The following is a 24,019-nucleotide window of genomic DNA, read 5'->3' on the forward strand; positions in this document are numbered from 1 at the left end:
AGGCGAGCACCTCCCCAACCGAGATTCCCCAACGCAACGCTTCGCTTCAGAAGAGCCGCACCCAAAACCGAATGACGCGAAGGGAACAGGGGCGCTACCGTCCGCGCATGGATCTTGAACCTAGTCAACCCGTGCCCGCCGTTCCCGTTCCCCTCGATGTCGAAGTTCAGGTCGCCTATGACGCCTATCTGGTGGAGGAACCGGATATGGCGGCGATGAGCCTCGAGAGGCTGTCGGTGATCCGCGCGGAGGTCGACGCCGCAGTGGCGGCGCTCGAGGACCTCAGCCATGGCGGACGCTTCGTCGTCTCCCAGCCTTCGGCACCCGGCCTGGACGGCGCCTCCGAGATCCCGTTGCTGGTGTGCACGCCCTCCGGCGCGGCGCCCGCATCGCGGCCGGCGCTCTACTTCATCCACGGCGGCGGCTTCTACTGCAGCGATCACCGCATCGGGCTCGACCAGATACTCGACACGGCCGAACGGCTCGGGGCCACGCTGATCTCGGTCGGCTACCGGCTCGCGCCCGAGCACCCCTACCCCGCCCAGATCAACGACGCGTACGCCGGCCTGCTGTGGGTCGCCGACCACGCGGACGAGCTCGGCATCGACCCGGAGCGCATCATCGTCACGGGCCCCAGCGCCGGCGGCGGCCTCAGCGCCGCGCTCGCCCTGTACGTACGCGACAAGGGCGGTCCCCGGCTGCTCGGCCAACTACTGGCTGCCCCCCTGCTCGACGACCGGAACGACAGCGCCTCGGCCCTGCAGATGGACGACGTCGAACTCTTCGACCGCAGCCACAACGGGTTCGCCTGGAGCTCGCTGCTCGGCGACGCCCAGGGCGGAGCTGACGTGTCGCAGTACGCCGCGCCCGCCCGCGCCACCGACCTGACCGGCCTGCCGCCCACGTTCCTCGACGTCGGCTCCGCCGAGTGCCTGCGCGACGAGATCATCGCCTACGCCGACCGGATCTGGCAGGCCGGCGGCAAAGCCGAGCTGCACGTGTGGCCCGGCGGAATCCACTCCTTCGACCGGAAAGCCCCCGAGGCGCGGATCAGCAAGGCCGCCGTCGCGGCACGCCGCAACTGGCTCGAGCGCCTTCTCGCCACCAACTGACGGTCGCCCCGGCGGTCAAGGGCAGATCCTGCCATGAGCTGCAGACATCTGTCCTTTCAGAAGAGCCACACCCATCGCGACTCTGGAGTGGCTTCGAATGGATACATGGCAGGAGCTTTCCGCACTGGTGGAGGAGCGGCTGAAGGCGGCGTCGTCCGGCGAACGCGGTGTGTTCGCCGCCGGTGTCGCGGAACGCCTGATGAGTTGGCACGAGGCACTGCCCGAGGAAGAACAGGCGCCGTTCACCGTGAGCCTGAGACCTCTGCTGAATTCCGTATGGGAGGGCGTCCTCGGCGACTCGACGGCCTTCTCGTTTGTCAAGCGCGGGGTCGGCGAGTACCTACTCAGCGAGTACTGCCACAACGACGGCCAGGACGGGCCGGATGACGCGGACGAGTCGGCTGCAACGGCGAAGTTGTATGCCGCACATGCCTACCTGTTCAGCTGTCAGAGGGCGGTTCGTGAGCCTATGAGTGATTCTTTCGTCGCCTGATGGTGTGGGGTGAGGGCGGAATCCGCTGGTCCGCAGCCGGCGGTCTGTTGGGGTGGTGGGGTGAGTGAACGCAAGCCGCACCTGAGCGACTTATCGGATGAGCAGTGGGCTCTGATCGAGCCGGTGATCATCGCGTGGAAGGACCGGCACCGCTCGGTCAGCGGCCACCAAGGCGCCTACGCGATGCGGGAGATCGTCAACGCGATCCTGTACCAGGGCCGGACCGGCTGCCAGTGGGCCTACCTCCCGCACGACCTGCCGCAGAAGAGCGCGACGTACTACTACTTCGCCGCCTGGCGGGACGACGGCACCGACCAGGTCATCCACGAACTCCTGCGCTGCCAGGTCCGTGAGCGAGCCCGCCGATTAGAGGACCCGACCCTGGTGGTGCTGGACACCCAGAGTGTCCACGCGGCCGCCGGGGTCCCCGCCTCCACGACCGGCCGGGACGCCGCGAAACGGGTCCCGGGCCGCAAGCGCGGCCTGGCCGTGGACGTGCTCGGCCTGGTCATCGCCGTCACCGTACTGGCCGCGAGCGCGCACGACAACGCCGCCGGCATCGCCCTGCTGGACCAGGTCGCCGAGAACGCCAGCGGCACCGTCGAGAAGGCGCTGGTCGACCAGGGTTTCAAGAAGGCCGTGGTTGACCACGGCACCGCACTCGGCGTCGACGTGGAGATCGTCGAACGCAACCCGCAGGACACCGGCTTCGTCCCACAGCCGAAGCGATGGAGGGTCGAACAGACCTACGGGATCCTGATACTGCACCGGCGTCTGGTCCGCGACTACGAGCACCACCCGGCCTCGTCCGCCTCCCGCGTCTACTGGGCCATGACCCAGGTCATGGTCCGCCGCCTCACCGGCGCGAACACCCCCACCTGGCGCGAACCGCAGACGGTGAGCGCGTGAACCTCCAGTCCCTGCTCGACGCGCTCGGCATCCAGGAGGAAGCCGCCCGGGCCATGGCCGACGACCGATAGCCATCCCACTTCGCCTCGGCGGCACACCCCGGCGGTAGCGCGGGGTTCTCGGTAGGGGCCGCGAGCATAGGTTCCGGCAGCGACCAGGAGGAGGACATGCTCACCTCTTCCACTCCGCGGCACCCGTGCTCGCCGGTGTCGCCCGGTCAGCGCAGTGAAGACCGTTCGCGCTTCAGCCGGAGTCAGTGGCGGCCGGGCCGTCACGTCGCGCGCGGGAGGGCCACCAGCCGATGGCGGGAGAAGTGGTGGAGCGGCGGGCGACGCGGAGGGCGGGCTGGGGCCACCAGTAGGCGCGGCGGGATACGGCACAAGTCGGTAAACACGCAATGTCTTGGCTGGGCACGGACTGTCACGACCGGGAAAGAGGTTCGGGATGATCACGTTCCTCGCCACCGACTGGGGCTTCGGATGGGAGTCCCTCGTGGCCATCGGCACGGTCGGGCTCGCCGTAGCCACCTTCGTGCTGGCGCGGGGGACCAAGGACCTCGCCACGCGGACCACCACAGTGGCCGACCGGACCGGCGAGGTAGCCCTACGCACGCGCGAGCTCGCCGAAGAGGCCACGACCGAGCGGCACGCCCAGTGGCGCCCGGTCCTGCTCCCCGCCGTCAACGCGCCGACGCCGCCGCCCACCGTTCACAGAATCGGGTCCAGCGCGTCGCTCAAGTTCCAGCCCGTGGGCAGCCTCACTTACAACCGCCGCGCCAAGAGCATGAGCGTGCTCATCCACAACGTCGGGCGCGGTCCCGCCCTGTACGCCCAGGTGCAATTGCTCACCGACGACAAGCACGTCAGCCCGCAGGACTGGTCGCACGGCGCCCTGGGCGCCGGTGAAAGCCAGCGGCTCACCTTCAACGTACGGCTCGGCAAAAAGGCGCAACTCCTGCTCGACTACCAGGACATCGCCAACCGCCCGCACGCCACAATCTGCACCATCACCCGGGAGGAGAGTGTCCTCCGCATGTACGACGCCCTGGTCTTCGAGAACTGCTCGGTGACCGACGTCTCGCCCCAGCCCGTCCGAGAGGACGCGCAGTGACGGGCCCCCTCGCCACGCCCGGCGGGCCGATCGACGGCGCCGGGTACACGCTGCTGCCGGGCGGACGGATACGTACGCGAGGACGCCCGCGACGCCCACCTGGAGCGCCTTGCCGGTGAGCAGCCCCGTGTCGCCTGAGCACGCGCCGCGCCGGTCCCAGTGTGGACCCAGGGCCACCCGCAAAAACCGACCGCGACCCGGAAAGGCACCACACCTTCATCGGTCAACTTTGCTCCCTCGTCCAGGAGAGCGCCGGGTACTGCACCGCGGCTGGTTGATGACACGCTCGCCCCTACACCCTGACCCGGGCTTCGTCACCAGCGCATGCCAAGCGCATCCAAGTCGTTGCGTCGCCGCTGGTCGCTCAGTTTGGTGGCTCGTCGGCGTGTGTTGTCGAGGAAGGTGCCGAGCTTGACCTCTACGGGGCTTTCATCGTCTGTCTGGTGACCGGTTGGACCGTCGCCGGGGGTCAGTCGCTCCAGTCGCTCGACGTGTTTCCTGGGGACGTTGAGGTGTCCTTCGCGGGCGTGGTACTGGCGTGCGGCGGTGAGATTCACGGCCCATTTGTCGTCTTGCGTGCGCGTGGCTGGCTGTTCTTCCGGGCTGGCGGGTTCGAGTCCGAGGATTTCGAGCAGGACTTGCTGTCCGACGGTGAGCTGGTCCCATGCGTGGCGTTGTGTGGTGGTCCATCGTCCGAGGTCTTCGCCTTGGACGATGACGGTGCCGGGCTCGGTGGGCATCGGGCTGCCCGCGTCCTGGTGGGCTTTGGTGAGTTGGAAGGAGCGTTGCCAGCCGGCGTCCCAGATGGGGCACCAGCCGGGGTCGATGTCGTCCAGGGCCTCGAGTCGTGCCTGTGGCATGGCGCCGGCCGCGTCGATGGGCTGCCCGGCCTGCTGGCGCACGATGTTCGCCAGTGCCTTCCTCCCTGCGGCCCGCTGGTTCTTGGCCCACTCCCCGATGGGGTGGCCCTGCCAGACGGCCGTGGCCGGGGGCAGGAAGTGGCCGTGGACGGCCGCCCAGGCCCGCGCTGCGGCGAGTCCCTCTTCGAAGGCGACGTCCTGGTGGGACCACACCACGTTCAGCTCGTCGAGCTGCTTGATCCGGTCCTGCGCGAGGCGCCCCGCGTTGTAGTAGCGCCGTTGGTCGGCGAGCCAGGTACCGAGCGGGAAGCGAGCCGGCTTCCACTCCTCGGGGGTGACGTAGTCGTACGCCACGCTCAACTCCCCAGCCCCGGTCTCTTTCGCGTAGCGGGTGGCGGCTTGGATGCCGCGTCGCCAGTACTCGTTCTCCGGCTCGATCACCCGCAGCTTCACAAACCGCGCCACCTCCGCCGGGTCCCTCGGCGTACTGAACTTCAGGAGCTGCGCCGCCGCCCCGCTCACTGCAGTCCTCTCGCCCTGGTCGTCCTCGGCGCCGCCGTCGTCCCCTTCGTCCCCGTCCTGGCCGTCGCTGTCGTCGTCTTGCTGAGTCCAACTGCCGCTGCGTACACGTGGATCGGCGAGGGCCTCGATCGTCTCGGTGTCGTGCGCCCGGAGCGCTTCGAGGATCTTCGCGAGGGTGTTGTAGGCGTCGGAGGTGAGCATTTCGCCACTGGCGGAAGAGGCCAGCCTGCGGAGGAACAAACTTACCCACAAGCACACCGGCCTCAAGGACCTCTTCTATGCGCTGGTCAAAGCCCAGCAGGGTCCGCCGAAGGCGTTCACGGACAAAGAGCGGGAACTGAGCGAGCAACAGAAGAAGGATCTGGCCCGAGTCCGGGCCGAACGCGACAGCCTCCGCAGCAAGACGCAACAGCTTGCCCGGATCGTTCACGTCCTCGAAGTCGAAAACCACCAGCTCAGAGCTTCCGCTGGAGCCGATGGCGTCGTCCGGGTGCTGCCCGTCCGTCGCTGATCGGGGACGACTCCGAACGCGACTGGGTACGTTTCTCTGTGCTTCCTCCTCGAGGAGGAAGCACAGAGAAACCTGCTCAGGCGGGGAACTCCAGAGTGATCTGGGCCGCGGTGACAGTCCGCAGCTGTTCGACCAGGGCGGCTGGGCCGAGCGTCGTCAGGGCCCACAGGGCACTGATCTGCTGGCCGGATGCCCAGATCTCGGTGGGCGGGGGCAGGAACGGGATGACGCTGATGCCCCGGGCCGCGAACGGGGACTCGTCCAGGTATTTGATGCCGCCGGTCCCACAGAGATACGATCCGGCGCTGACGGCGGCGGTGAGATCGGCGAGTCGCTGCGACCGGCCGGGCCGAGCGGACAGGTCGCCGCTGCGGAGGATCTGGCCTTTCCAGCCGAGGAGGTCCAGCAGGATCCGGGTGGAGGTCTCGGCGACGACAGCGGTCCGGCCGCTGCCGAAGGCGGCTCCCACCGGTTCCAGAGCCTGGGCGAGGGCGGGCCAGTGCGGGCTGGCCCCGTAGTACTGCCTCAGCATGGCCGTGGTCCGGCGCCGGGCAAGGCCAGGGTCGGCGATCGCAGCGTCTCGGACGACGGTCTGGCGGCCTTGGGGCAGATGGGTGGGGACTGACATACACCGTGACACCTGAGGGCTTCCCAAGGCTGCGAGGCGGGTGCGGTGCTGGTAGTCGCGGCGGGTGAACTGGACGTCGTCGAGGACGATCCACGTGTCCGCTGCGAACAGCTTGGCCAGGGTGACCAGCCTCGGGAACAGGTTGGGCTGGTGGATGGCACGCAGCCCGCCCGGCGCCGGGAAGTCAGGAGATGAGGCGGCTGGTGAAGCCGTCGCGGATGAGGGATTCGTACGCGTCATGCACGTCCTCCGGGACATCCTGGGGGATGGCGAACCCGTTCTTCGGATATTCGATCACCCGCTGGAGATCACCGACGAGCATGTCGAGGACGAGCTTCTCGTCGCCGATGCTCTTGAGGTAGTCGTCCAGCTCGAGTGGCTCCGAGGCACAGATGATCTCGACCTCGGGCCACAGCTTGCGGGCGGTGGCGAAGGACCGTCGCTCCATATAGGGCTTGGAGACCAGCAGGACGGTCTTCGGGGTGATGCCGTTCGTGGCCAGGAGGTCGCGGCTGAGGGTGATGTTCTGGCCGGTGTTGGCGGCGTTCGGCTCGACGAGGATCGCGTCGTCGGGGACGCCGAGTTCGAGGGCGTGCTCGCGAAAGTGGACCGCCTCTCCGCGGGGGAAGACCTTGGCGGTGGTGGGGCTGTTGCCGCCGGTGAACACGCGACAGCATCCTTCCTGAACTCCTCCGAGTACGGAGACCTGCGTCCCACCTGGACATCCCTCCCTGGACCAGCAAGATCCATTGTCAGGGTGTCCACTCCACGGGGTCAGCCTCAGAGACCCATGCCCGTGGTCGGCTGGGCATCGGCTGTCCTGTGGCGATCGGCTGCGACCACACTCGCACCTGAGCCACGAGCAGTAACCACCAAAGCCCAGTTCGACGCTGTGATGTCGGCCCAGGACCGGAACAGGCCGCATGGCAGATGGGGCAAGCGGCGCAAACCGCAGAGAGCGTAGGCTCCAGCAGCGCGGGGGCGCTTCGACCGGCCCGCAGTGCTATACGGTTACAGTGGGCGAGCCCGTTGAGTGGCATAGCGCATCCGTGCAGAGAGGGGCGGGGAATGAGTGTGGTGGAGAGCTGGTTCCGCGTCATGAATCTCCTCCGGGCACATGCGCCGGCCGATCACGCGGACCTGCCCGGCCCGGCCCCGGAGCGGGTACTCGCGGCCGCCGAGGAGCGCATGGGTGTCTCCTTGCCTCAGGAGCTGCGGGTGTGGCTGGCGCAGAACAACCTGGATCTCCCCAAGGACGATGTGGATGACGACGTCGCCTGCTGCGGTTACGCCGGGTTTCCGGACGAGGGGAGCTTCTTTCTGGGCATCCGGGCGATGGAGAAGCTCTACGCCAACCACCCCTTGTCCGGTGGCAGCGAATGGCGTGAGGAGTGGATCCCGTTCCTGTCGGATCAGGATGCCTGGACGGGGCGGTTCATCGATGGGACGGACGGACGTATCGGCAAATGGTTCGTGGGTGAGCCGACGATCACCGGCGAGTACCCGTCATTGGCCCATTACTTCGACTCCGTGGCGGAGATGCTGACGAGGATCGGCGCAGGGGAATATCCGGCCTGTTCTGTTGTCGATGGGCGACTTGTCTGGTTGTGAGGCCGCGACGCTGTGAAACAGAAGTGCCCCCCGGAACCGAAGAACGGCCGGGGGGCACTTCTTATGGTGTGGTTACGGAGTGGGTGCGGTGAATCCGTCGAGGTCGACCCAGTAGCCGTCGTCCTCCATCAAGCGTTGTTCCTTGATGAAGTCGCCGAACGGCCGCATCGACTGGGTGTTCTGCCAGTTCGACATTGAGGACCGGCCACACGGCTCTTTCCACGTCGGTGCCGGGGTGTTCGGCCGCAGGCGGAGCGTCATGGTGTCGTCGGCGTTGCGCTTGAGATAGGTTTGTATGCACTCCGCGCCGCTGTAAACGACGGGGTTGGGGCCCGCCGAGTTTCCGGCGCTCTGCGCGGCGTTGGCGAACACGAACTCGTCACAGCTTTTCAAGTCGGTAATCGGCTTCCCTGCGTCCAGGGACCACATGTCACTGAACAGACCGGTGCCGCTGTAGGCCTTCCACTTCCTGCCGCAGATGAGCTGACGGTTGAGATCCGACTGGGACTTGCCTGAGCCGTCGACGGCCATCTTGTTGCCCAGGTAGGTGAGCGACTTGCCGCTGCTGCGCTGACCCCACTTGATGTTGGTCTTGCGCCACATCATGTCGATGTGTGCCGCGGCCCCGGGGAACTTCTTGGAGTTCATGACATACGTCGGCTTGTAGCCGGAGAACACACAGCCGGTACCCGCGCTGGAGACCTCGGTGTCGCAGCGGGCGATCAGCTTGGCGCTCTCGAATTCGGACGGATTCACGACCGAAGTGCTGTTGACCTTACCGCCGAGAGACAAGTACGGGGTGATCGAGTTCTTGGTGGTGCCGCTGGGCGCCCACTTGAACCGCGTAGTGACGGTCCGCAGGAGCGTGTCGCCCTTGGCGAAGATCTTCGACCCGTTCCAGTCGACGCTGGTGATGTCGCAGTAACCGCGGCACTTGGCCGCGTAGTCGAAGGTGGCGCTGTTCACCGAACCGTCCATCGACTTCAGCCGGATAGTGGCGACCTGCGAGAACTCGGCACTCTTCGGGTCGAGGTAGTACGTCATGTAGAGGTCGAAAGCCGCGCTTCCGACCGGGACGGTGTTCGAGTACTCCGTCATCGCGTAGTCGCTGTGGATACAGCCGGTGGCGCGCTTGCGGGTGAGGGAGTGGTTGACCGTCGAGCATGTCGCGGTGCTCGTGGCGGCCATCGGCGCCGCCGTGGCGGTTTTCGCCGCGGAGGAGCGGGTGTCGGTGATGTCCTCCTCCGGCTCGACCGGCGCCGGATCCGGAGCGGTCGGGTTGGCCCTCATGTTGCCGGTCAGCGCCTGACCTTCGTACGTGCCCGGGACGAACGCCACCGCGTCGAAGGCGATGTCTGCCGACCCGTTGTCACCGTTGAAGTTGTCGAGCCGCACCTCGGGGATCTGGTCACCGAATTCATAGGCGCCCAGTTCCACCCACTTGTTGGCCTGGTTCGCCGTCTGCGAGATCGCCGCCTCCTCTTCCCCTTCGGGCGTCTGGATCCGGTACACGGCGTTGGTGGTCTGCGCCCCGTGGTCAGGTATGTGCGCGAAGATCTTCGCCTGGCGCGTGGTGTTGGTCAGCGGAGCGTTCAGCTTCCACGTGCCGGTCACCTTCAGACGCTCGGCGTTGGCCGAGTTCGACTCGGGCGAGCGGCTGTGCGTGAACCAGAAGTGGTTGCCGTAGCCCGCACCGATCTGATGCGTGTCGATCTTCCCCGGATACGTCGTGACGGTGGTCGGGTTGTCCGTCCCGTCGTTGGTGAGATCCATCTGGGTGTCCCACGGGACGTAGCTCAAGACGAATGTTCCGTCCGACTTGACCGGTCCACAGCTTCTGGAGTCCGATCCCGCTGGCACGGTGCCGTTGGGAAGATCGTCGACGATGAGCGCGCCAGCCGGGAGGTCGGAGGTGCAGCGGGGCGGGTAGGAGGCGGCGTCTGGCTGTTCCGGGTATGTGGTGTTGAAGCGGTGTACGGCGTTGCCGCATTGCGGGGTGGTGCCGTCAGTGGTGACGCACTTCTTCCAGCTGGCCGCCTGGCTCCACCAGCAGTGCAGCCAGTGCGGGTTGGTGGCCTTGTCACCGGCGTCCAGCGTGCATGCGCCGAGGCCGGGGTCGTTGGAGTCGTTGTCGCCGATCTTGCTGGGGTTGCATGAGTTCGACGCGTTGCAGAACAGGTCTGTCGGCGGCTTGGCCGTGGTGCGGTAGGCAATGCTGTTCCACCAGGCGGGCTTGAAGCCGGCCTGGAAGTCACCGGGGGCGAACATGGCCGAGAGGGGACGGCCGGCCCAGCCGATCACCTTCTCCTCGTACGGCCAGTTCTGCGGCTGTGCGGCGTGACTGTAGTCGTCGCCGCCGCCGGCCTTTTCCAGGAACGGGAGACGGTTGGCCTTCCACATGGGGTTGGCCGGATTGTTAGTCCAGCCGACGCCCTTGTGGCCGGCCGAGTCGGCGGTGTCGTAGAAGCCGGAGTTGTAGGCCCACAGGGCGAAGAACCAGTTTTCGATCCACTGCGGGTGGCCGTTGTTGATCTTCATGCCGGCGCGGTTGGTCTGGTTCCACTTGTCGGAGAGGATCTGCGCGCCGTAGGCGATGTTCGCGGTGTAGTCGAGCGCGACCGCTTCCTGGGTGAGGGTGCTGAGTGCGGTCTCACCTTCCTTGGTCTTGCCGGCCAGGCGCATGCCGTCGGTGGCCTGGGTGATGCCGTAGCCGCAGTCGGCCACGGACCAATTGACGCGCCACGGGTCAGCCTGCGTGCCGCTGGCCGTGTACTGCACACCGTAGTAGTTGCCGATGAGGCTGTTCGACGTCACACCGGGCACGGCGAAGCGGGTGGCCTGCCACATGTTCGACTCCTGCGCGGTGACGCCGAGCAGGATCTGGGCGGGAATATGCCACTTGTCGCTGGTGCCGTCCTCGGTGTCGAGTTTGCCGTTGGGGTCACCGTCGAGGAGCTTCGGAGGGAACAAGCCCTGGGGCTGGTAGCCGCCCATGCCGGTGTTCTTCCAGCCAGCGGTGCGGTAGAAGTCCAGCTTGCCGACCACGGCCTGGTCCACGGCCCACTCCACCTGTCGGGGCGTGGGCTGGAACGCCTGCTTCCTCGGATCATTGCGCGCGACCGCGCAGTACCGCTCGTCGGAGCCCTCGGAAGGGCCTTCGGGCGAGGAGAAGGCGGATGCCTGTGCGCTCTTGGCCGTCGAGGTGCCCTTGGTGCTCGTGGGCTGGGGGAGTGCCGGGGAGGCGGCGATGCCGGTCTCGGCGTTCTTGCCGCCGGCCGCGGGTGTGGCGTCGAGGGTGACCGACTTGCCGGTGGCCACCACGGTGAGCTGGGTGCGGGCGGCGCGGACGGCTTCGGCTTCCGTCGGGGTGATCAGGCTTGTCTTGCCGTCGGCCCAGGTTGTGGAAGTGGCGGCGTGGCCGAGGGTGGACATGCGCGCGCCCTTGGCCAGGTTCCCGGGGTTGGCGACGCGGGCGGGCAGCTTGCCGTTGGTCTGCGCCTTGCCGGTGATGAAGACCTGACCCGATGACGTACCGGTGAGGTCCCACTCGCTCAGCGGGCCCGAGGCGACCGTGGCGGGAGCGGTGCGCCCGGCGCGGGACTTGGCGGCGGTCAGGTGCTTGGCCCTGGCCTGCGGCTTCTTCGAGGCGTCCTTGTCCAGGTCGCGCTCGACGAACGTCACGCCGCCGTCACCGTCCGCGGTGAGCTGGAACGGGACGGTACTGGTTCGGGCGAGCTCGGTCTCCTGCTTGCCGTTGAGGCGGACGAGCTTGTTGCCGTGGGCGGCGACGATGCCGCTCTTCGTGGGGATCGCCGAGGTCACCTGCCCGGGAAGGACGACAGGGTCAGCTGCCTTGCCCGTGGTGGCGTCGATGCTGACCAGACGGGTCCGCTGCTCCTTGTCGCCGTCGTGGGTGAGCTGGGTGAAAACCGTCTGCTCGCCGTTGCCGCAGCCGGGGCTGAAGTAGGCGAGCGAAGCGGTGAAGGGCAGCTTGGTGACCTTGCCCGACGTCAGGTCGACGATGGCGGCGAACGCACCGCGGACCATCAGCTCGGGCTTGTTGGTGAACGTGCGCGGCGCGTAGGCGACGGCCGCGTACTTGCCCGACTCGGTCAGGCAGGCGTTGCCTATCCAGGAGTCGGCATCGAACCCGTCCTCGCGCAGAGTGGCGGCGGTCTTCCAGCCGTAGCCCTTGGCCTCGTCGGCGGTCAGGAGGTGAAAGCCAGTGCCGTCACCACTGGTGGTGAACGCGGTGTCCGCGGATTTCTCGTAGCCCTTGCCGAGCAAGCCGGCGCGGTCCTTCGCGGGGATCGCGGAGGGCTCCAGGGAGACCTTCTTCTGCTGCTGGGTGGTGTCGCTCCACCCCTGCGCCGCGCCCTTGGGTAGCTTTGGCTCCCCGGCCTGCGCGGGCAGGCTCAGCGGTATCGCCAGCGCGGTGGTCACCGCAAGGGTGACCGGCACGCGCAGACGGAAACGTATCTGTCTCAACTGTGTTCCTTCTCTGGTTACTTGGCTGCCTTAGCGGCCGCAAGGACCTCGCCCATGCGCTTCTTGATGGCGGCAAGCTGGTCCTTGTTCTCCTCGATCAGCCGCTTCTGGACGGCCGACTCCTCCTTGAACCAGACCTCGATCAGACGGGTCTGCTCCTTGCAGTCGATGTCGTCCAGCGCGAGCTCGATCGCGTTCTTGGTGGTGCCGTCGCCGTCGGCATAGCCCTGCTCCATCGCCCGGTACGGATCGGCGACCTTGCGACCCTTGTCCTTCATGCAGGCCGACCAGCTCTTGAGAGCCTCCTCGACCGGCTTCAGCGGCCGGGACTCGGAGAGGCTTGTCGAGGCGAGCCCGGAGACGAATCCCGCATCCTCCTCGTTCACCTTGAGCCACCGCTTCGACCAGCCGGCACAGCCGCCCTCGTGCAGCTTCTTTCCGTTGTACTCGGCGCGCGCGGGCTCCGGGACCCCGCCGAAATGGCCGTCAGCGCCCTTCGTTCCCTTGGGCGGGGCGAACTCGGGCTTCTTCCTCCCGGTCAGGACCTCCACCTCGATGCCTGAAAGCCCCTCCTCGACGGATTCGAGGCTCCGGGTCAGCTCCTTCGGCAGCCCGTACCCGTACTTCTGTGCCTGTGCGCGGTCGCTGAGGCCGTAACGCCGCTCGATCGAGACGGCGTTGCTGTGGGGCGGCGGGTTCGCGCCGGGACGCGGCAGATCGATTGTCAGCCCGTACTCAGACATGCACCGCGTCTGCAGGGTGCGGAGCGCGGTGTCGACGGTGACCTGACCCGCGTAGGTGGGCAGGTAGGACTCAAGCGGCAGCTCCAGGCCCTTGACCAATCCGGAAGTGGGCACCTCCGCAGGCCAGTTGGCCCGGTCGATCGGGGTCCTGTCCTTCGCCGAGTCGGAGGCCGATCCGGACGAGGAGCAGGCACCGAGCGAGATTGCCGCGAGCATGACAGTAGTGGCGATGGTCGTTCGCCTGAGGACGTGCATGGGCTTTCCTTCTCTACGTAACGTGAAGTGGTCCACGTGCGTGGCGCGCGCCAGCCGCGGACGGCGAGGACCGGCCTGCCAAGGTGACCTCGGTGCCGGTCAAGCCGGTGGCCCAGGTTGTGCTGCCCGAACATCACCAGAAGTGACGCGGCGCTGATCCTGAAGCCCGCCAATCGCGGTTGCGCGCACGGCGAATCCCCTCCCCCTTGCTTCCCCCTGCAGGATCACCTCTTCAGAGGGTGATCCCGGGCCTTGTCCCCCTGGAAATCCGGCATCACTACCGACTCAAGGCCATCAAGGCTGAATCCTGGCAGGTCTTCTCTTGAGTAGCAAAGGCGAACGGACCGCAGCGAAGCCCCTGCTGACAGGGGCTCAACCTATACACCAAGCAGCCCTGGCCTAGATAGAGCGGACCGCCCGCACGGCGCCCGGTCCGCAGAGGGAGAAGGCGTACCAGGGGGCCACGATGTGGGTCGGGTTGAAGCCGAACACCTCGACCGACATGGACAGTTCGAAATGCAGCATGCAGCTCCTCGGCCGCGGGCGATGACGATGCGGACACAGGTGACACGAGGGGGAGGCATGGATTGTGGAGAAACCATGCAGGCCGCGCACATCCCGCCCGCCGGACGTGGCTAAGATGCACCGGTGTTGCAGACGACATCTCTCCCTAATGAAAGGCGTGTCATGCGCAAGCCAATGGCGTACCTGTCGGCGGTTCTCCTGGCGGTGGGGTTCCATACCGCCATGGCCCCGCAGGCCTCGGCGGCCGGCCCGAACTGGGGCGAGCTCTACACCCCGGTCGGCCCCGGCACCTGGTACCCCGCCAAGTGCGCCACTCCCAAGGGCAACAGCACGGCCAACGGAACCATCATCACCCTGTGGACCTGCACGGGGGACGAGCTCCAGAAGTGGGACCACGACGGCTACCAGATCGTCCATAAGGCGAGCGGGAAGTGCCTGACCCCGAAGGGCGACGCGTACGACACCAACGGCGCGGTGCTCACCCTGTGGCCGTGCGACAACAGCGGCAACAACCGAAGCCAGCAGTTCTGGTCGAGTGACTGGTCCATGCACACCAACTACTCGGACAAGTGCCTCACCAATAAGGGGGGTTCGTCCGGCAACGGTACCTACCTCACCCTGTGGACCTGTGCCTCGGACTACCCGCCGGAGCAGCACTGGATGATGCGGTACTGACGAGCGGCTTCCCGCTGACCGGGGCCCCGCCCGGTGACCGGGCTCAGCGGGTACGCACTGCGCCGACGAGCGAGATAGCGCGCGGCGATTGGCTTGCCACGCCAGTTTGGCCGTCCGCATCATCACGGGTCGAGTGCCAGCTCACCGCTCTGGGACGGACCTTGTGCCGCCCATCGACGCCGTCGGCGCATGGGCCTTCGAGCACGGTGATGAGGTTATGGCCGCCCAGGAAGCAGCGTGCGCTCCCGATCCGCAGTCCGCTCGTTCAACTTGCTAGTGTGATGCGCCAGAAATTCTGAGGGTTAGTAACTACCCTGTTGGTATGTCGCATCCAGGGCCTTCCGCTGTGGAGATCACGCTCTCCGAGGGCGAGCGTGGGGAGTTGCTGCGCCGGGCGGAATCGCGGGACCGGCGTCCGGCGGAGCGGGCCCGGATCATCCTGGCGTGTGCTGACGGGATGTCGAATGCGGGGGCCGCGCGGGCCGTTGGGGTGGCGGTCAGGACAGTGAGGAAGTGGCGCGCGGCCTTCGCTGCGGAACGGATGGCCGGCCTTGAGGACACCGGCCCGATCGGTCGGCCGAAGGCCGACCTGGTCCTGAGTGACGTTGAGCGGGACCAGCTGACCCGGTGGGCGAGGCGGGCGAAGACCGCCCAGTACCTGGCGCTGCGGGCGAGGATCGTGCTGCGTTGTGCGGAGGGCGGGACGAACCGGCAGGCCGCGGTGGACCTCGGTGTCGACGAGTCGACCGTGGAACGCTGGCGTGCCCGCTTCATCGTCAGACGCCTCGACGGCCTGTCCGACGAGCCCCGGGTGGGCCGACCGCCCTCGATCCTGCTCGATCAGGTCGAGGACGTCATTACGGCGACGCTTGAGTCCACGTCGGGCAAGGACACGCACTGGTCGAGGGCCTCGATGGCCCGGCGCACCGGCTTGTCGAAATCGACGATCGGGCGGATCTGGAAGCGGTTCGAACTCACACCGCATCTCCAGGACTCCTTCAAACTCTCCACCGATCCGCAGTTCGTCGCGAAGGTCGTCGACGTCGTCGGGCTGTATCACAACCCGCCGGAGAAGGCGGTGGTGTTATGTGTGGACGAGAAGTCCCAGATACAGGCTCTGGACCGCTCCCAGCCGGTACTGCCGATGATGCCGGGCATGCCCGAGCGGCGCACCCACGACTACTTGCGGCACGGCATCACCAGCCTGTTCGCCGCCTTCAACATCGCCGACGGCACCGTCATCGGGGAACTCCACCGCCGCCACCGAGCTCTCGAGTTCAAGAAGTTCCTGGTCACCATCGACAAGGCGGTACCGCGCGAGCTCGACGTGCACCTGGTGTGTGACAACTACGCCACCCACAACACCGCGGAGATCAGGAAGTGGCTGGCCAGACATCCGCGGTTTCACGTGCACTTCACTCCCACCGGTTCCTCGTGGATCAACCAAGTCGAGCGGTGGTTCGGCCTGCTGACGGACAAACTCATCCGCCGCGGCGTCCACACCTCCGTAAGGGCCCTGGAGAACGACATCATGGCTTGGATCGAGGTATGGAACGAGAACCCCAGGCCGTTCACCTGGACCAAGACTGCCGACGAGATCCTCAAATCCCTTGCCGACTACCTCGCCAAGGTCAGGACAGACCTCGATACAACCAAGCAGAACTAACCCTCAAAATTTCTGGCGCTTCACACTAGCGGTCACGCAACTCTCGAATACCGCATACGCCGAAGTGGGCGGAGACCCTCCCGTAGCGTCTGCGTTCACCACGCCTGCGGGGAACCGGCCACTGCCCCAGCCTGCTTGCGGGCCACCGCGGCCTGCCCCCCGGACCATCAGATTGGCCTCGACGGTCCCCTCGGCGAGCACCACGAGCCGAACGGCCAGACTGCGTGAAAGGCAGCCGCCCCACTCCAGCGAGTCAGCACGTCGCGGCGAATGCGGCCGGGGCGGTGAGCGTGGCTGCGGGGTTGCGTCGAGCCGTTGTCAGTGGTGCGGACTATGGTCGTTGCGCGCGGTCGGTTTCCGGGGCATCCAGCTCTGTAGTACACCGTCCTCCCTGGTCTGTCAGGGGGTGGCCCTGGTCCAGAGCCAGGTCCTAACCGACGTCCAGGCACCGCCGAGGGGTGGGGGAAGCCCGCCAGCGCCGACCGCGCCTCGACGCAGTCGCGCGAACGGTCCGGCTCGGCAAACGGCCACACCCGGTCCCGCTCGACCCGGCTTCCTGGACGGTGCCGCAACGATGCCTTGCCCACCGCGCGGCGTGGTCGACGCAGAATCCCCATGGCATGGTCACCAAGGGGACGAAGACCGCCCACACCCCGGCCCCAACGGCCCACCTGTCCCACGTTCTTGACGAGTGCGGCTATCCACCCCGGGTGATCCGCGGCACCCGTCTGGTCGAGCTCGTCAACACCATGGATCCCAAGCTCGTCGCCGCGGGACTTCGGCATGGACCCCGAGGCCACGCTCATCTACCTCGTTGGCCATGTCGACCTCGGACGCCTCCCGACCAGCACAAGCTCCGGTGCTGGATAGCCAGCGGACGTCTAACCTCCGGTGGGAACCCGGCCGGCACCCCCACCCAGCGAAAAGAGCAATCATGGCTGATGAGACGAATGCCCAGCAACTGTATGCCTGGGGACGTTCCCAGTTCGAGAGCCAGCCCGCTCCGGTCGTCTGGGCTGGTCGCGTACTGCGCGCCGCGGGCCAGAGCCTCAAGGACTTCCCAGAAGTGGACGACGCTCTGCTGCTGGCCGAGAGCGAACAGCGGTGGCCGCAGGCCCGGCAAGTATTCGACCGACTGCGGCGGCGAAGCCTAGACCAGCACTCGCCGCTGAACGAGGAGGAGGCCCTGCTGTTCGCTCTCGCCGAGCTGGTTGCCAAGGTGGCCCACAACGCCGCCGGAGTGCGACCCCCATTCGACCGTGATTCGGGATGGCGCATCGCACCGGTCGCCTATCGCCTCATCGCAGTCGCGGACGACCCACAGCTTCAAGCCGATCTCACAGCGGTTCTCGGCGGCCAGCCAAACGGCACCTGACACGGCGTGATGCGGCAGAACCCGTGCTGTTCAGGCATTGCCTCGCCCGAGTTCGCCGGAAAATGTGCGCTTTGCCGAACGACTCGTTGGAGGCGATGGCCACGCTGTTCTTCTCTTCGCGTGCAGGTCGACGAGGCCGTAGCGGGCGATCCTCTTGGAGAGCTGTCTCTCGTCAGCGGACTCGACGAGCTCGGTGGCCAGCTTCGTGGCCAGCACGTACTTGACCCGGTAGCCGGCCATCGCAGCCTCGGTGCCGGCTCACAAGCTGATGCGAAGAGCCGGACGAGGCATACGACGTGTCGCTCGTAGAGGGAGCGCCGTGGTCCTACCCTCTGCCCATGACCCGACGTATTGGCCGCGGCGGGCGCAAGGGCCAGACCCATACCGCCACGCCCAAGCTGCGCTCGTACAGCGTTCCGCCCGCCTCTGCGGTCACGGTGACCCGGGCGGACGGCACCACGACGATCGTTCCCGCACAGAAGGCGAAGGTCACGCAGCAGCAGCAGCCTAAGCGTGGGCCGCTGATCTGCGCGATGTGCGGTGACCCGACCACAGAGTCCCCGGCCCTGTACAGCATGAGGGGCGGTACGCGCGGGAAGCCGGTTCACGCCTCATGCGACCCGTCAGCCACGAGGGGACGCCCCAAGCGGCCGCAGCAGCGCAAACAGAAGCAGCCGCCTCCACCGATGCGTAGCGGCGCGGCGTCGGTGTCAGGGCAGGCCAGCGACTGGATCGATCTTCCGTGTACGCAGTGCCCGGCACAGCCGGGCCAGCGGTGCGTACGGCGCTACAGCGACGGAACCCGTGCGGAGGTACAGATCCCGCATCGCGAACGGTCTCTGGCCGAGAAGAAGGCAGTGGCGCGAAGGGAGGTGCGGGCGAGGAGCGGCGGCTCCCCCGATGACCACCAGCCGGACCCCGATCGAGGGACACGCACCCCAGCCACTGCGGTGACGCCGGATGGTGCGGCAGGCTAGCGGAGTGCGCCGTCGCCTCCTCGCCCTGACCCTGCTCATCCTGGCCGGGGCGCGCGGGTGTGTACGGTCCACGCTCCGGTGCGCACAGAGCCCGTGAGCCTCAATCAGCCTCTCGTGCCGCGTCAGGCGCCTCCACGAGAGACGCTGGCCGCCTTCACGCCGACTCCCTCTGCCCCGGCCGCCGCCCCCAGGCGGCGCGAGATCGCACCCCGGGTGACCCCGTCGGCCGCGCCCTGCGCCCCCATCTGGACACCCCCGGGGACTCCGTAGTGATCGTGCCCATCGTCGTCCCCGAAGAAGAGGGGGAGATCGGCGACCTGGACGCCGGCGCGTACACCACCTTGTGGCAGATCGTGCGCGCACTGCGGGCCCATGACGAGCCCCTCGGTATCTCACTGGACACCAGCCGCGCCCATCTCGCCACCGGCACCGACCCCGAGCTCCCGGCGAAGATCACCATGGAGCTTCCGGCCGGAACCGCGGAGCGGGTCCTTGCCCAGGTCCGGCTGCTGATGGTCCGCCAGGTCACCTCACCGTGGTGGCGAGGGCCCGCCTGGCTCGACACTGCGCTTGTGGGGGTTCCCGGTTCCGGCTGGTCCTGGACGGCGAGCAGAGTCAGGAGCAGGCGGCGCAGTGGTGCGCGCGGGTGCCGGCGTTCGCCGCGGCCTCCCGCAGATCGGTGATAGTCCTGACCGAGGCCGAGGCCCGGTGGTGGGAGGCGTGGCGGGGGTACGGCGCCCCCGGTCTGGAGCGCACGATCGGGGCCGCGCGGGCGCGGGCCGGGTATTGGGGCTGTGCGTAGCCGCGTCCACGGATCCTTCGGTGCCGGCGGCATGGTCGTCGAACAGGATGCGTCGGTCGGTCTCGACGATGGTGGTGTTGAAGGCGGAGGTCCCGCTCGTGCTGCCTCCGCCAATGCCGGTCGACGTCTTGGCCGGCCGGGACGCTGAACTCCACCGTCTGCGATCGACTGGAGTGGAGACACGTGCGGCGGTGGTGCGACGAGGCACGTTGCTGCATCTGAGCCGGGAACGGCACAGGTCCATGGCCTGCGGTGGGGAGAGGCGCCCGACCGGTGGCTGCCCCGGCGGGCAGGGGGCGGTGTGGCCTGGCTGGCCGTCGGCGCGTGCGGCCCCGGCATCCGGCGCGGACCGCACGCTGCTGCGTCCGCCCGTGCGGGCGCAGCTGGAGGAGGTGTCAGTGCTGTCCGGCATAGTGCCGGGAATGATCAACAATTTGGAGCGCATCGACTGGGCGTCCATGGGGCACGCCTATGGACCTGCCAGTGATGTTCCGCAGTGGTTGCGCGACATGGCCTCGCCCGACGCCGAGGTCCGGGAGCAGGCGTTCAGCGGTTTCTCCAGCGCAGCCCATCATCAGGGAGACGTGTATCCCTGCACGGTTGCCAGTCTGCCGTTCCTGTTCGCCATGGCCGACGCCCCCTCCACGCCTGATCGGGCGTCGGTGGTCGCACTGATCGTGAACATCGGCCGTGAAGCCGTCGATCGGGACGACCCCGGCGCCGTCTGGATTGGTCCCGATGGTGAGCAGTCCATGGCCTACCAGGACGCCGCGGCGTTGATACGCGAGCGCGGCGAGGCTTTCGTCGGCTATGCACGTGATGCCGACGCGCAGGTGCGTCGGGCCGCCATCGCGGGCCTGGGACTGTTCCTGGATGACGCTGAGCGGGCGGTAGGGGCCCTTCGGGACCGGCTCGCCGCCGAGGACGGCATCACGGAGCGGCTTCTGGTGGTCCAGGCCATGGGCGACCTGGCGCTGCGGCTCCCGGCGGCGCGGGTACCGGCGGGGGAGTGGTTCGACATCCTCGCCGACAAAGTGGCGGTGGATGCCGAGGTCGGTCTTGCGGCGCTCGTCCAGCGGGCCCGCTGCGTTCCCGAGTCCATCGACGACACCACAGTGCCCACCGCGATCGGACTCCTCCGCCGGATTACCCCGATACCCCGGCCCGAGGAGAGCGAGACGCAGGAGGCGAGCCAGGGCCGGTCGGGACCGTGCACGTGTCCTGCCGAGGCCGACTTTGACCGCGGTGTTCCTGGGCACGTCGCCGCTGCTTTCGCCGACCTCGAACGCCACAGCCGCGTCCACGCCCCGACGGCCCCCTTGCTGGCGACCTTCCACGAGGTGCTCGACTCGCGTGTCGAAGACCGGACCGCCCTGCTCCGCGAGCAGCTGCGCAGCCCCGATGCGGCCACCCGGTACGACGCGATCAACATGACACGCGGTCTGATCGCCTCCTGGCGGGGAGATCACACTTACCTGGTTCGGCTCGTCGCCCAGTGTCTGCTGCCGCGCAACTCCTACACGTCGGCGGCAGCGGCCGAAGCCCTCGGGTCCCTGGGCCAGCTCGCCGAGCCGGCCCGGGAAACCCTCGCCGCCTACGTCACCACCCACCGCACCACACACAGGCCCGATGCGTGGGCGAGCCCGCACCCCGAACTGCGCCGAGCTCATCAGCAGGCCGTTCTGGCGCTGGCCCAGCTCGGGGACGAGCGGGCCCTGCCCGGGCTGCTGACCGCGCTGGACACCGGTGTTGATGCCTGGCGCGCCGTCAATGCGGCAGGCCATCTGCCCCAAGCCGCCGCCGAACTCACGCCCCGACTCGTTCGCCTCCTCGCCGCTGTCGACCATGCACGGGAGTGGCCCGACGTCAGCCCGTCGGCTCTCGCCTCCGCCCTCGCCAAACTGGGGGATCCGGCGGCCGTACCTGCCCTCACCGACGCCGTCCAGGCCGCCGTCCGGCACAAGCAACGGCACACCGTGGAGCCCCTCCTGAAGGCACTCGCCTCGTTCGGCACCCGCGCCGCCTCCGCCCTGGACACCGTCCGTCCCCTCACCGAGGCTGACAACGCCGATGTCCAGACGGCCGCAGCAGCCGCCATCTGGGAAATCGAGCACCGCCCCGAAGGGGTCATGCCGCTGCTGGAACGACTCCTTCACGACCCGCGGAACCTTGCCGCCATCCGCCTCGCCGGCCGGATCGGACCTCCCGCCGCTCCCGTCCTGCCGCGCCTGCGACAGATACTGCAGGAGCAGACGGAGATGAACGCACGGAACGAGCAAGACGATGCGGCCCTACTGAACGTGGGGAACGCGTGGACACTCGTCCACACCGCATCAGCACTGTGGGACATAGCCGGAGACAGCGAGGCCCGCACCGTTGTATCGACGCTACTGAACGCCTGGAACGACAACGACTCCACCGCTCCCGATGTCCTCGCCTGCCTGAACCGGATGGGCCAGGCCGCACGCCCTGCCCTGCCCCGGATAAAGACGGCGCTCACGCAACCGCGCCGAGGCAACGACCCTTGGAGTGATGCAGTCGCTGCCGACCTGGAGATCGAGCGCATCTGCCGTTCCCTCGTGGCGCGTCTGCGAGACCTCCCGGAACCTGCGGCGGCCGGGGAGGAATAGGCACACACCGTCCGCTCAGGACAGCACCTCTTCGGTCCTTCACGGTTCTAGCCTGCAGGAGACGCGCTTTGCCAGGTTTCCAGCGAAGTGAGCAGCTACTGCCAGGAGCAGTGAACCGCAATCCGGGCTACCGGGACGGTGCCTGAGCGACCAGCCATCCTTTCACCGAACGCCAGGCGTCCTGTTCCTCCGCCTCGGTGCCCCACCACCAGGTAAAGGGCGAGTGGTCGGTCAGCAGCTCCTGCCTCCACCAGCCGACGCAATCGGCCAGGTGGCGGCGGGCGGCCGGGCCCGTCTCCGCCTCCCAGCGGGCGAGCCACGGGGTGACCGAGGAACTAGCGGTCGCACAACTTGCGAATACCGCATACGCCGAAGTCGGCGGGGACACCTCCCGCAGAGTCTGCGTCCACCACGCCTCCAGGAAACCGGCCACTGCCCCGGCCTGCTCGCGCGGCCACCGCTGCCAGTCGGCCGCGGCCAGCCCCCGGGCCATCAGATCGGCCTCGGCGGCTCCTTCGGCAAGCACCACGACGAGCTGAGGCAGGACCCGCCGGATGATGGCGGGCCGGTCGTCCCAGTGGAAAGGATCTTTGTGCGCGACCCGGACGACAAGTTCCGCCGAGAGCGGGATGTCAGGAGTCCGCAGCAGTTTGACCTCGACCTCATCGAAGCACCTGCCGCAGCCGGTCTCGTCCGCTTGAGCCGTCATACCGCCGAAGGCCTGAGCGACCCTCGCCACCGCAACGGCAAGGACATTGCCATCTGGAGAAGTCACCATGCATCCCGTCAAGACTCCAGCAGGCTGTCCCAGCCGAAGAGAGCGACGCTACCAGGCCACAACCCACCCACCGGAACAGGCCAGACGGCACCTGACCGGCAAGAGCGCCATCCAGCGCGCGTCGCATGCCGAAAGGTTGTTCCCTTACATCGGTCCGGGAGGTTACGGTCAGGGGCACGCAAGATCGGCGAAGGGGATCCTATGCGTGCTACTCGTGCCCTGCCCGGACGGCCTCCGGGTATCCGTAAGGACGCCGACGGCCTGACCGCGCGTCAGCGCGCCGTCCTGGCCTGTGTAGCCGAGTCGCTGCACACACGCGGTTCTCTGAACTAAGTTGTGAAACCTCTCGTCGGCATGATTGTCGGACTGGCAGACTTCGCCGCATGCCTAACATGCTCATCAAAGACCTCCGAGCCATCGCCAGCGGTCTTCCAGAGGACGTTAAGGAATGGCCGGACATCCCTTGCCCTACTTGTGGTCGGGGAAGTTTGAGTTCGGTAAGTGGGACTTTCGTCACGGAGGAATCCGAAACCAGTAAGCGCTGGCAGGCCGAACAGTGGGATCACTGGGAACCGGATTGGATTCATGGGGGATTCCACTGCGTGCTCCGTTGCGGAAAGAGCACGTGCGATCTAGTGCGGGTCGCAGGGGAAATGAGGCTTGTCGCTGAACAGGACGAGCTTGGGCACTGGGACGGGCAAAGCTGGGTTCAAGAATTCCGTCCTTTGTTCTTTCATCCAGCGCTACCACTTCTGCAAAAGCATGAAGCGGCACCCGAAACGGTCCTGCACCGGGTTTCCGCCGCATCTGCTGTGCTCTGGGCCGACCCCAGCTCAGCGGCGAACCGCCTTCGATCCGCTGTCGAAGCGCTGATGGACGACCAGGGAATCCCAAGGAAGGGCTTCGGAAGAAGGGGGTCCTTCGACTTGACGCTTCACAAGCGAATTGAGAATCTCGCATCGGCCAAACCAGCATACTCTGATGCTGCAGAAATGATTCAGGCCGTCAAGTGGATCGGCAACGTGGGAAGCCACGAGGACGCTCTCAAGGTGTCCAACGTTCTTGACGGCGCGGAGATTCTCGATTTCGTGCTCACCGAAATTTACGACAAAAGCCGGGCCAGCATTAAAAGGCTGGCAGCCGAGATCACCGCACGGAAGGGCGCCCCGGCTTCCAGATATATTGCAGGAACGACTTTGCTCAATCTATGAGGCTTTTCCAACCTCAGGTTGCGGCGTGGTGAAGGACGAGGAGGGCCTTCACGATGTCGGTGATGCGGTTGGTGCTGCAGCGGAGCTTCCGCAGCAGGGGCCAGCCCTTGAGGGTGGCCATGGCCTGCTCGCCGACGC

Annotated in this window: 18 protein-coding genes and 4 pseudogenes; 13 read left to right on the plus strand and 9 right to left on the minus strand. The window is 67.2% G+C overall.

Features of this window, described 5'->3' with window-relative positions; all coding sequences use genetic code 11:
• The first annotated feature begins 107 nt into the window (after positions 1–107).
• From ACZ499_RS33070 to ACZ499_RS33085, 4 genes are all read left to right on the plus strand, one after another.
• Complete coding sequence (locus ACZ499_RS33070; RefSeq protein WP_468679954.1) at positions 108–1,112, plus strand: alpha/beta hydrolase; 1,005 nt, start codon at positions 108–110, stop codon at positions 1,110–1,112.
• 97 nt (positions 1,113–1,209) lie between these two features.
• On the plus strand, positions 1,210–1,605 hold the full coding sequence (locus ACZ499_RS33075) for a hypothetical protein (protein ID WP_468679956.1): 396 nt from the start codon (positions 1,210–1,212) through the stop codon (positions 1,603–1,605).
• Between the two features lie 60 nt (positions 1,606–1,665).
• Positions 1,666–2,514 carry an IS5 family transposase gene (locus ACZ499_RS33080; protein ID WP_468679958.1) on the plus strand — a complete coding sequence of 283 codons (849 nt, stop codon included), beginning with the start codon at positions 1,666–1,668 and terminating at the stop codon, positions 2,512–2,514.
• A 444-nt stretch (positions 2,515–2,958) separates the two neighbouring features.
• Complete coding sequence (locus tag ACZ499_RS33085; RefSeq protein WP_468679960.1) at positions 2,959–3,624, plus strand: hypothetical protein; 666 nt, start codon at positions 2,959–2,961, stop codon at positions 3,622–3,624.
• A gap of 314 nt (positions 3,625–3,938) precedes the next feature.
• Here the strand turns inward: ACZ499_RS33085 and ACZ499_RS33090 are convergent, their stop codons facing one another.
• Positions 3,939–5,207 (minus strand): helicase associated domain-containing protein, encoded by a 1,269-nt coding sequence (locus ACZ499_RS33090; RefSeq protein WP_468679961.1) that lies wholly within the window; start codon positions 5,205–5,207, stop codon positions 3,939–3,941.
• Between ACZ499_RS33090 and ACZ499_RS33095 the strand changes: the two genes are divergently transcribed.
• Positions 5,200–5,517, plus strand: a complete 318-nt coding sequence (locus ACZ499_RS33095; RefSeq protein ID WP_468679962.1) for a hypothetical protein — start codon at positions 5,200–5,202, stop codon at positions 5,515–5,517. The two genes, ACZ499_RS33090 and ACZ499_RS33095, sit on opposite strands and share 8 nt — an antisense overlap.
• A gap of 76 nt (positions 5,518–5,593) precedes the next feature.
• Here ACZ499_RS33095 and ACZ499_RS33100 read toward each other — a convergent pair whose 3' ends face one another.
• Positions 5,594–6,385 carry a WbqC family protein gene (locus ACZ499_RS33100; RefSeq protein WP_468679963.1) on the minus strand — a complete coding sequence of 264 codons (792 nt, stop codon included), beginning with the start codon at positions 6,383–6,385 and terminating at the stop codon, positions 5,594–5,596.
• Positions 6,330–6,812, minus strand: a pseudogene (locus ACZ499_RS33105) (YdcF family protein); the annotation flags it as partial. The gene ACZ499_RS33100 and the pseudogene ACZ499_RS33105, both read right to left, overlap by 56 nt.
• A 401-nt stretch (positions 6,813–7,213) precedes the next feature.
• Here ACZ499_RS33105 and ACZ499_RS33110 point away from each other — a divergent pair.
• On the plus strand, positions 7,214–7,756 hold the full coding sequence (locus ACZ499_RS33110) for an SMI1/KNR4 family protein (protein WP_389899069.1): 543 nt from the start codon (positions 7,214–7,216) through the stop codon (positions 7,754–7,756).
• 72 nt (positions 7,757–7,828) lie between these two features.
• Here ACZ499_RS33110 and ACZ499_RS33115 read toward each other — a convergent pair whose 3' ends face one another.
• The 3 genes from ACZ499_RS33115 to ACZ499_RS33125 form a co-directional block, all read right to left on the minus strand.
• The gene (locus ACZ499_RS33115; RefSeq protein ID WP_468679965.1) at positions 7,829–12,244 is read right to left on the minus strand and encodes a golvesin C-terminal-like domain-containing protein; all 4,416 of its coding nucleotides are present in this window, start codon (positions 12,242–12,244) and stop codon (positions 7,829–7,831) included.
• A 17-nt stretch (positions 12,245–12,261) separates the two neighbouring features.
• Positions 12,262–13,242: a hypothetical protein gene (locus ACZ499_RS33120; RefSeq protein WP_468679967.1), complete on the minus strand. Its 981-nt coding sequence runs from the start codon at positions 13,240–13,242 to the stop codon at positions 12,262–12,264.
• Positions 13,243–13,641: 399 nt separating this feature from the next.
• Positions 13,642–13,767: a hypothetical protein gene (locus ACZ499_RS33125; RefSeq protein ID WP_468679969.1), complete on the minus strand. Its 126-nt coding sequence runs from the start codon at positions 13,765–13,767 to the stop codon at positions 13,642–13,644.
• Between the two features lie 162 nt (positions 13,768–13,929).
• Between ACZ499_RS33125 and ACZ499_RS33130 the strand changes: the two genes are divergently transcribed.
• The 4 genes and pseudogenes from ACZ499_RS33130 (at position 13,930) to ACZ499_RS33145 (ending at position 17,483) form a co-directional block, all read left to right on the plus strand.
• Positions 13,930–14,442, plus strand: coding sequence for an RICIN domain-containing protein (locus ACZ499_RS33130; RefSeq protein ID WP_468679970.1), 513 nt, complete (start codon positions 13,930–13,932; stop codon positions 14,440–14,442).
• A gap of 113 nt (positions 14,443–14,555) precedes the next feature.
• Positions 14,556–14,719: pseudogene (locus ACZ499_RS33135) on the plus strand (winged helix-turn-helix transcriptional regulator); the annotation flags it as partial.
• Positions 14,720–14,764: 45 nt separating this feature from the next.
• The gene (locus tag ACZ499_RS33140; RefSeq protein WP_468679972.1) at positions 14,765–16,108 is read left to right on the plus strand and encodes an IS630 family transposase; all 1,344 of its coding nucleotides are present in this window, start codon (positions 14,765–14,767) and stop codon (positions 16,106–16,108) included.
• 934 nt (positions 16,109–17,042) lie between these two features.
• The gene (locus ACZ499_RS33145) at positions 17,043–17,483 is read left to right on the plus strand and encodes a hypothetical protein (protein ID WP_468679974.1); all 441 of its coding nucleotides are present in this window, start codon (positions 17,043–17,045) and stop codon (positions 17,481–17,483) included.
• A 73-nt stretch (positions 17,484–17,556) separates the two neighbouring features.
• Here ACZ499_RS33145 and ACZ499_RS33150 read toward each other — a convergent pair.
• Positions 17,557–17,772 (minus strand): annotated as a pseudogene (locus ACZ499_RS33150) (IS21-like element helper ATPase IstB); the annotation flags it as partial.
• 957 nt (positions 17,773–18,729) lie between these two features.
• Between ACZ499_RS33150 and ACZ499_RS33155 the strand changes: the two are divergent.
• Positions 18,730–19,143 (plus strand): hypothetical protein, encoded by a 414-nt coding sequence (locus ACZ499_RS33155; RefSeq protein WP_468679975.1) that lies wholly within the window; start codon positions 18,730–18,732, stop codon positions 19,141–19,143.
• Positions 19,144–19,684: 541 nt separating this feature from the next.
• On the plus strand, positions 19,685–21,892 hold the full coding sequence (locus ACZ499_RS33160) for a HEAT repeat domain-containing protein (protein ID WP_468679977.1): 2,208 nt from the start codon (positions 19,685–19,687) through the stop codon (positions 21,890–21,892).
• 127 nt (positions 21,893–22,019) lie between these two features.
• Here ACZ499_RS33160 and ACZ499_RS33165 read toward each other — a convergent pair whose 3' ends face one another.
• A complete protein-coding gene (locus ACZ499_RS33165) occupies positions 22,020–22,601 on the minus strand; it encodes a hypothetical protein (protein WP_468679978.1) in 582 nt (193 codons plus the stop codon).
• 452 nt (positions 22,602–23,053) lie between these two features.
• Here ACZ499_RS33165 and ACZ499_RS33170 point away from each other — a divergent pair, with 452 nt between their 5' ends.
• The gene (locus ACZ499_RS33170) at positions 23,054–23,881 is read left to right on the plus strand and encodes a DUF4145 domain-containing protein (protein WP_468679979.1); all 828 of its coding nucleotides are present in this window, start codon (positions 23,054–23,056) and stop codon (positions 23,879–23,881) included.
• A gap of 13 nt (positions 23,882–23,894) precedes the next feature.
• Here the strand turns inward: ACZ499_RS33170 and ACZ499_RS33175 are convergent.
• Positions 23,895–24,019 (minus strand): annotated as a pseudogene (locus ACZ499_RS33175) (IS5/IS1182 family transposase); the annotation flags it as partial.

The organism is Streptomyces sp. NPDC031265, from assembly GCF_055570295.1.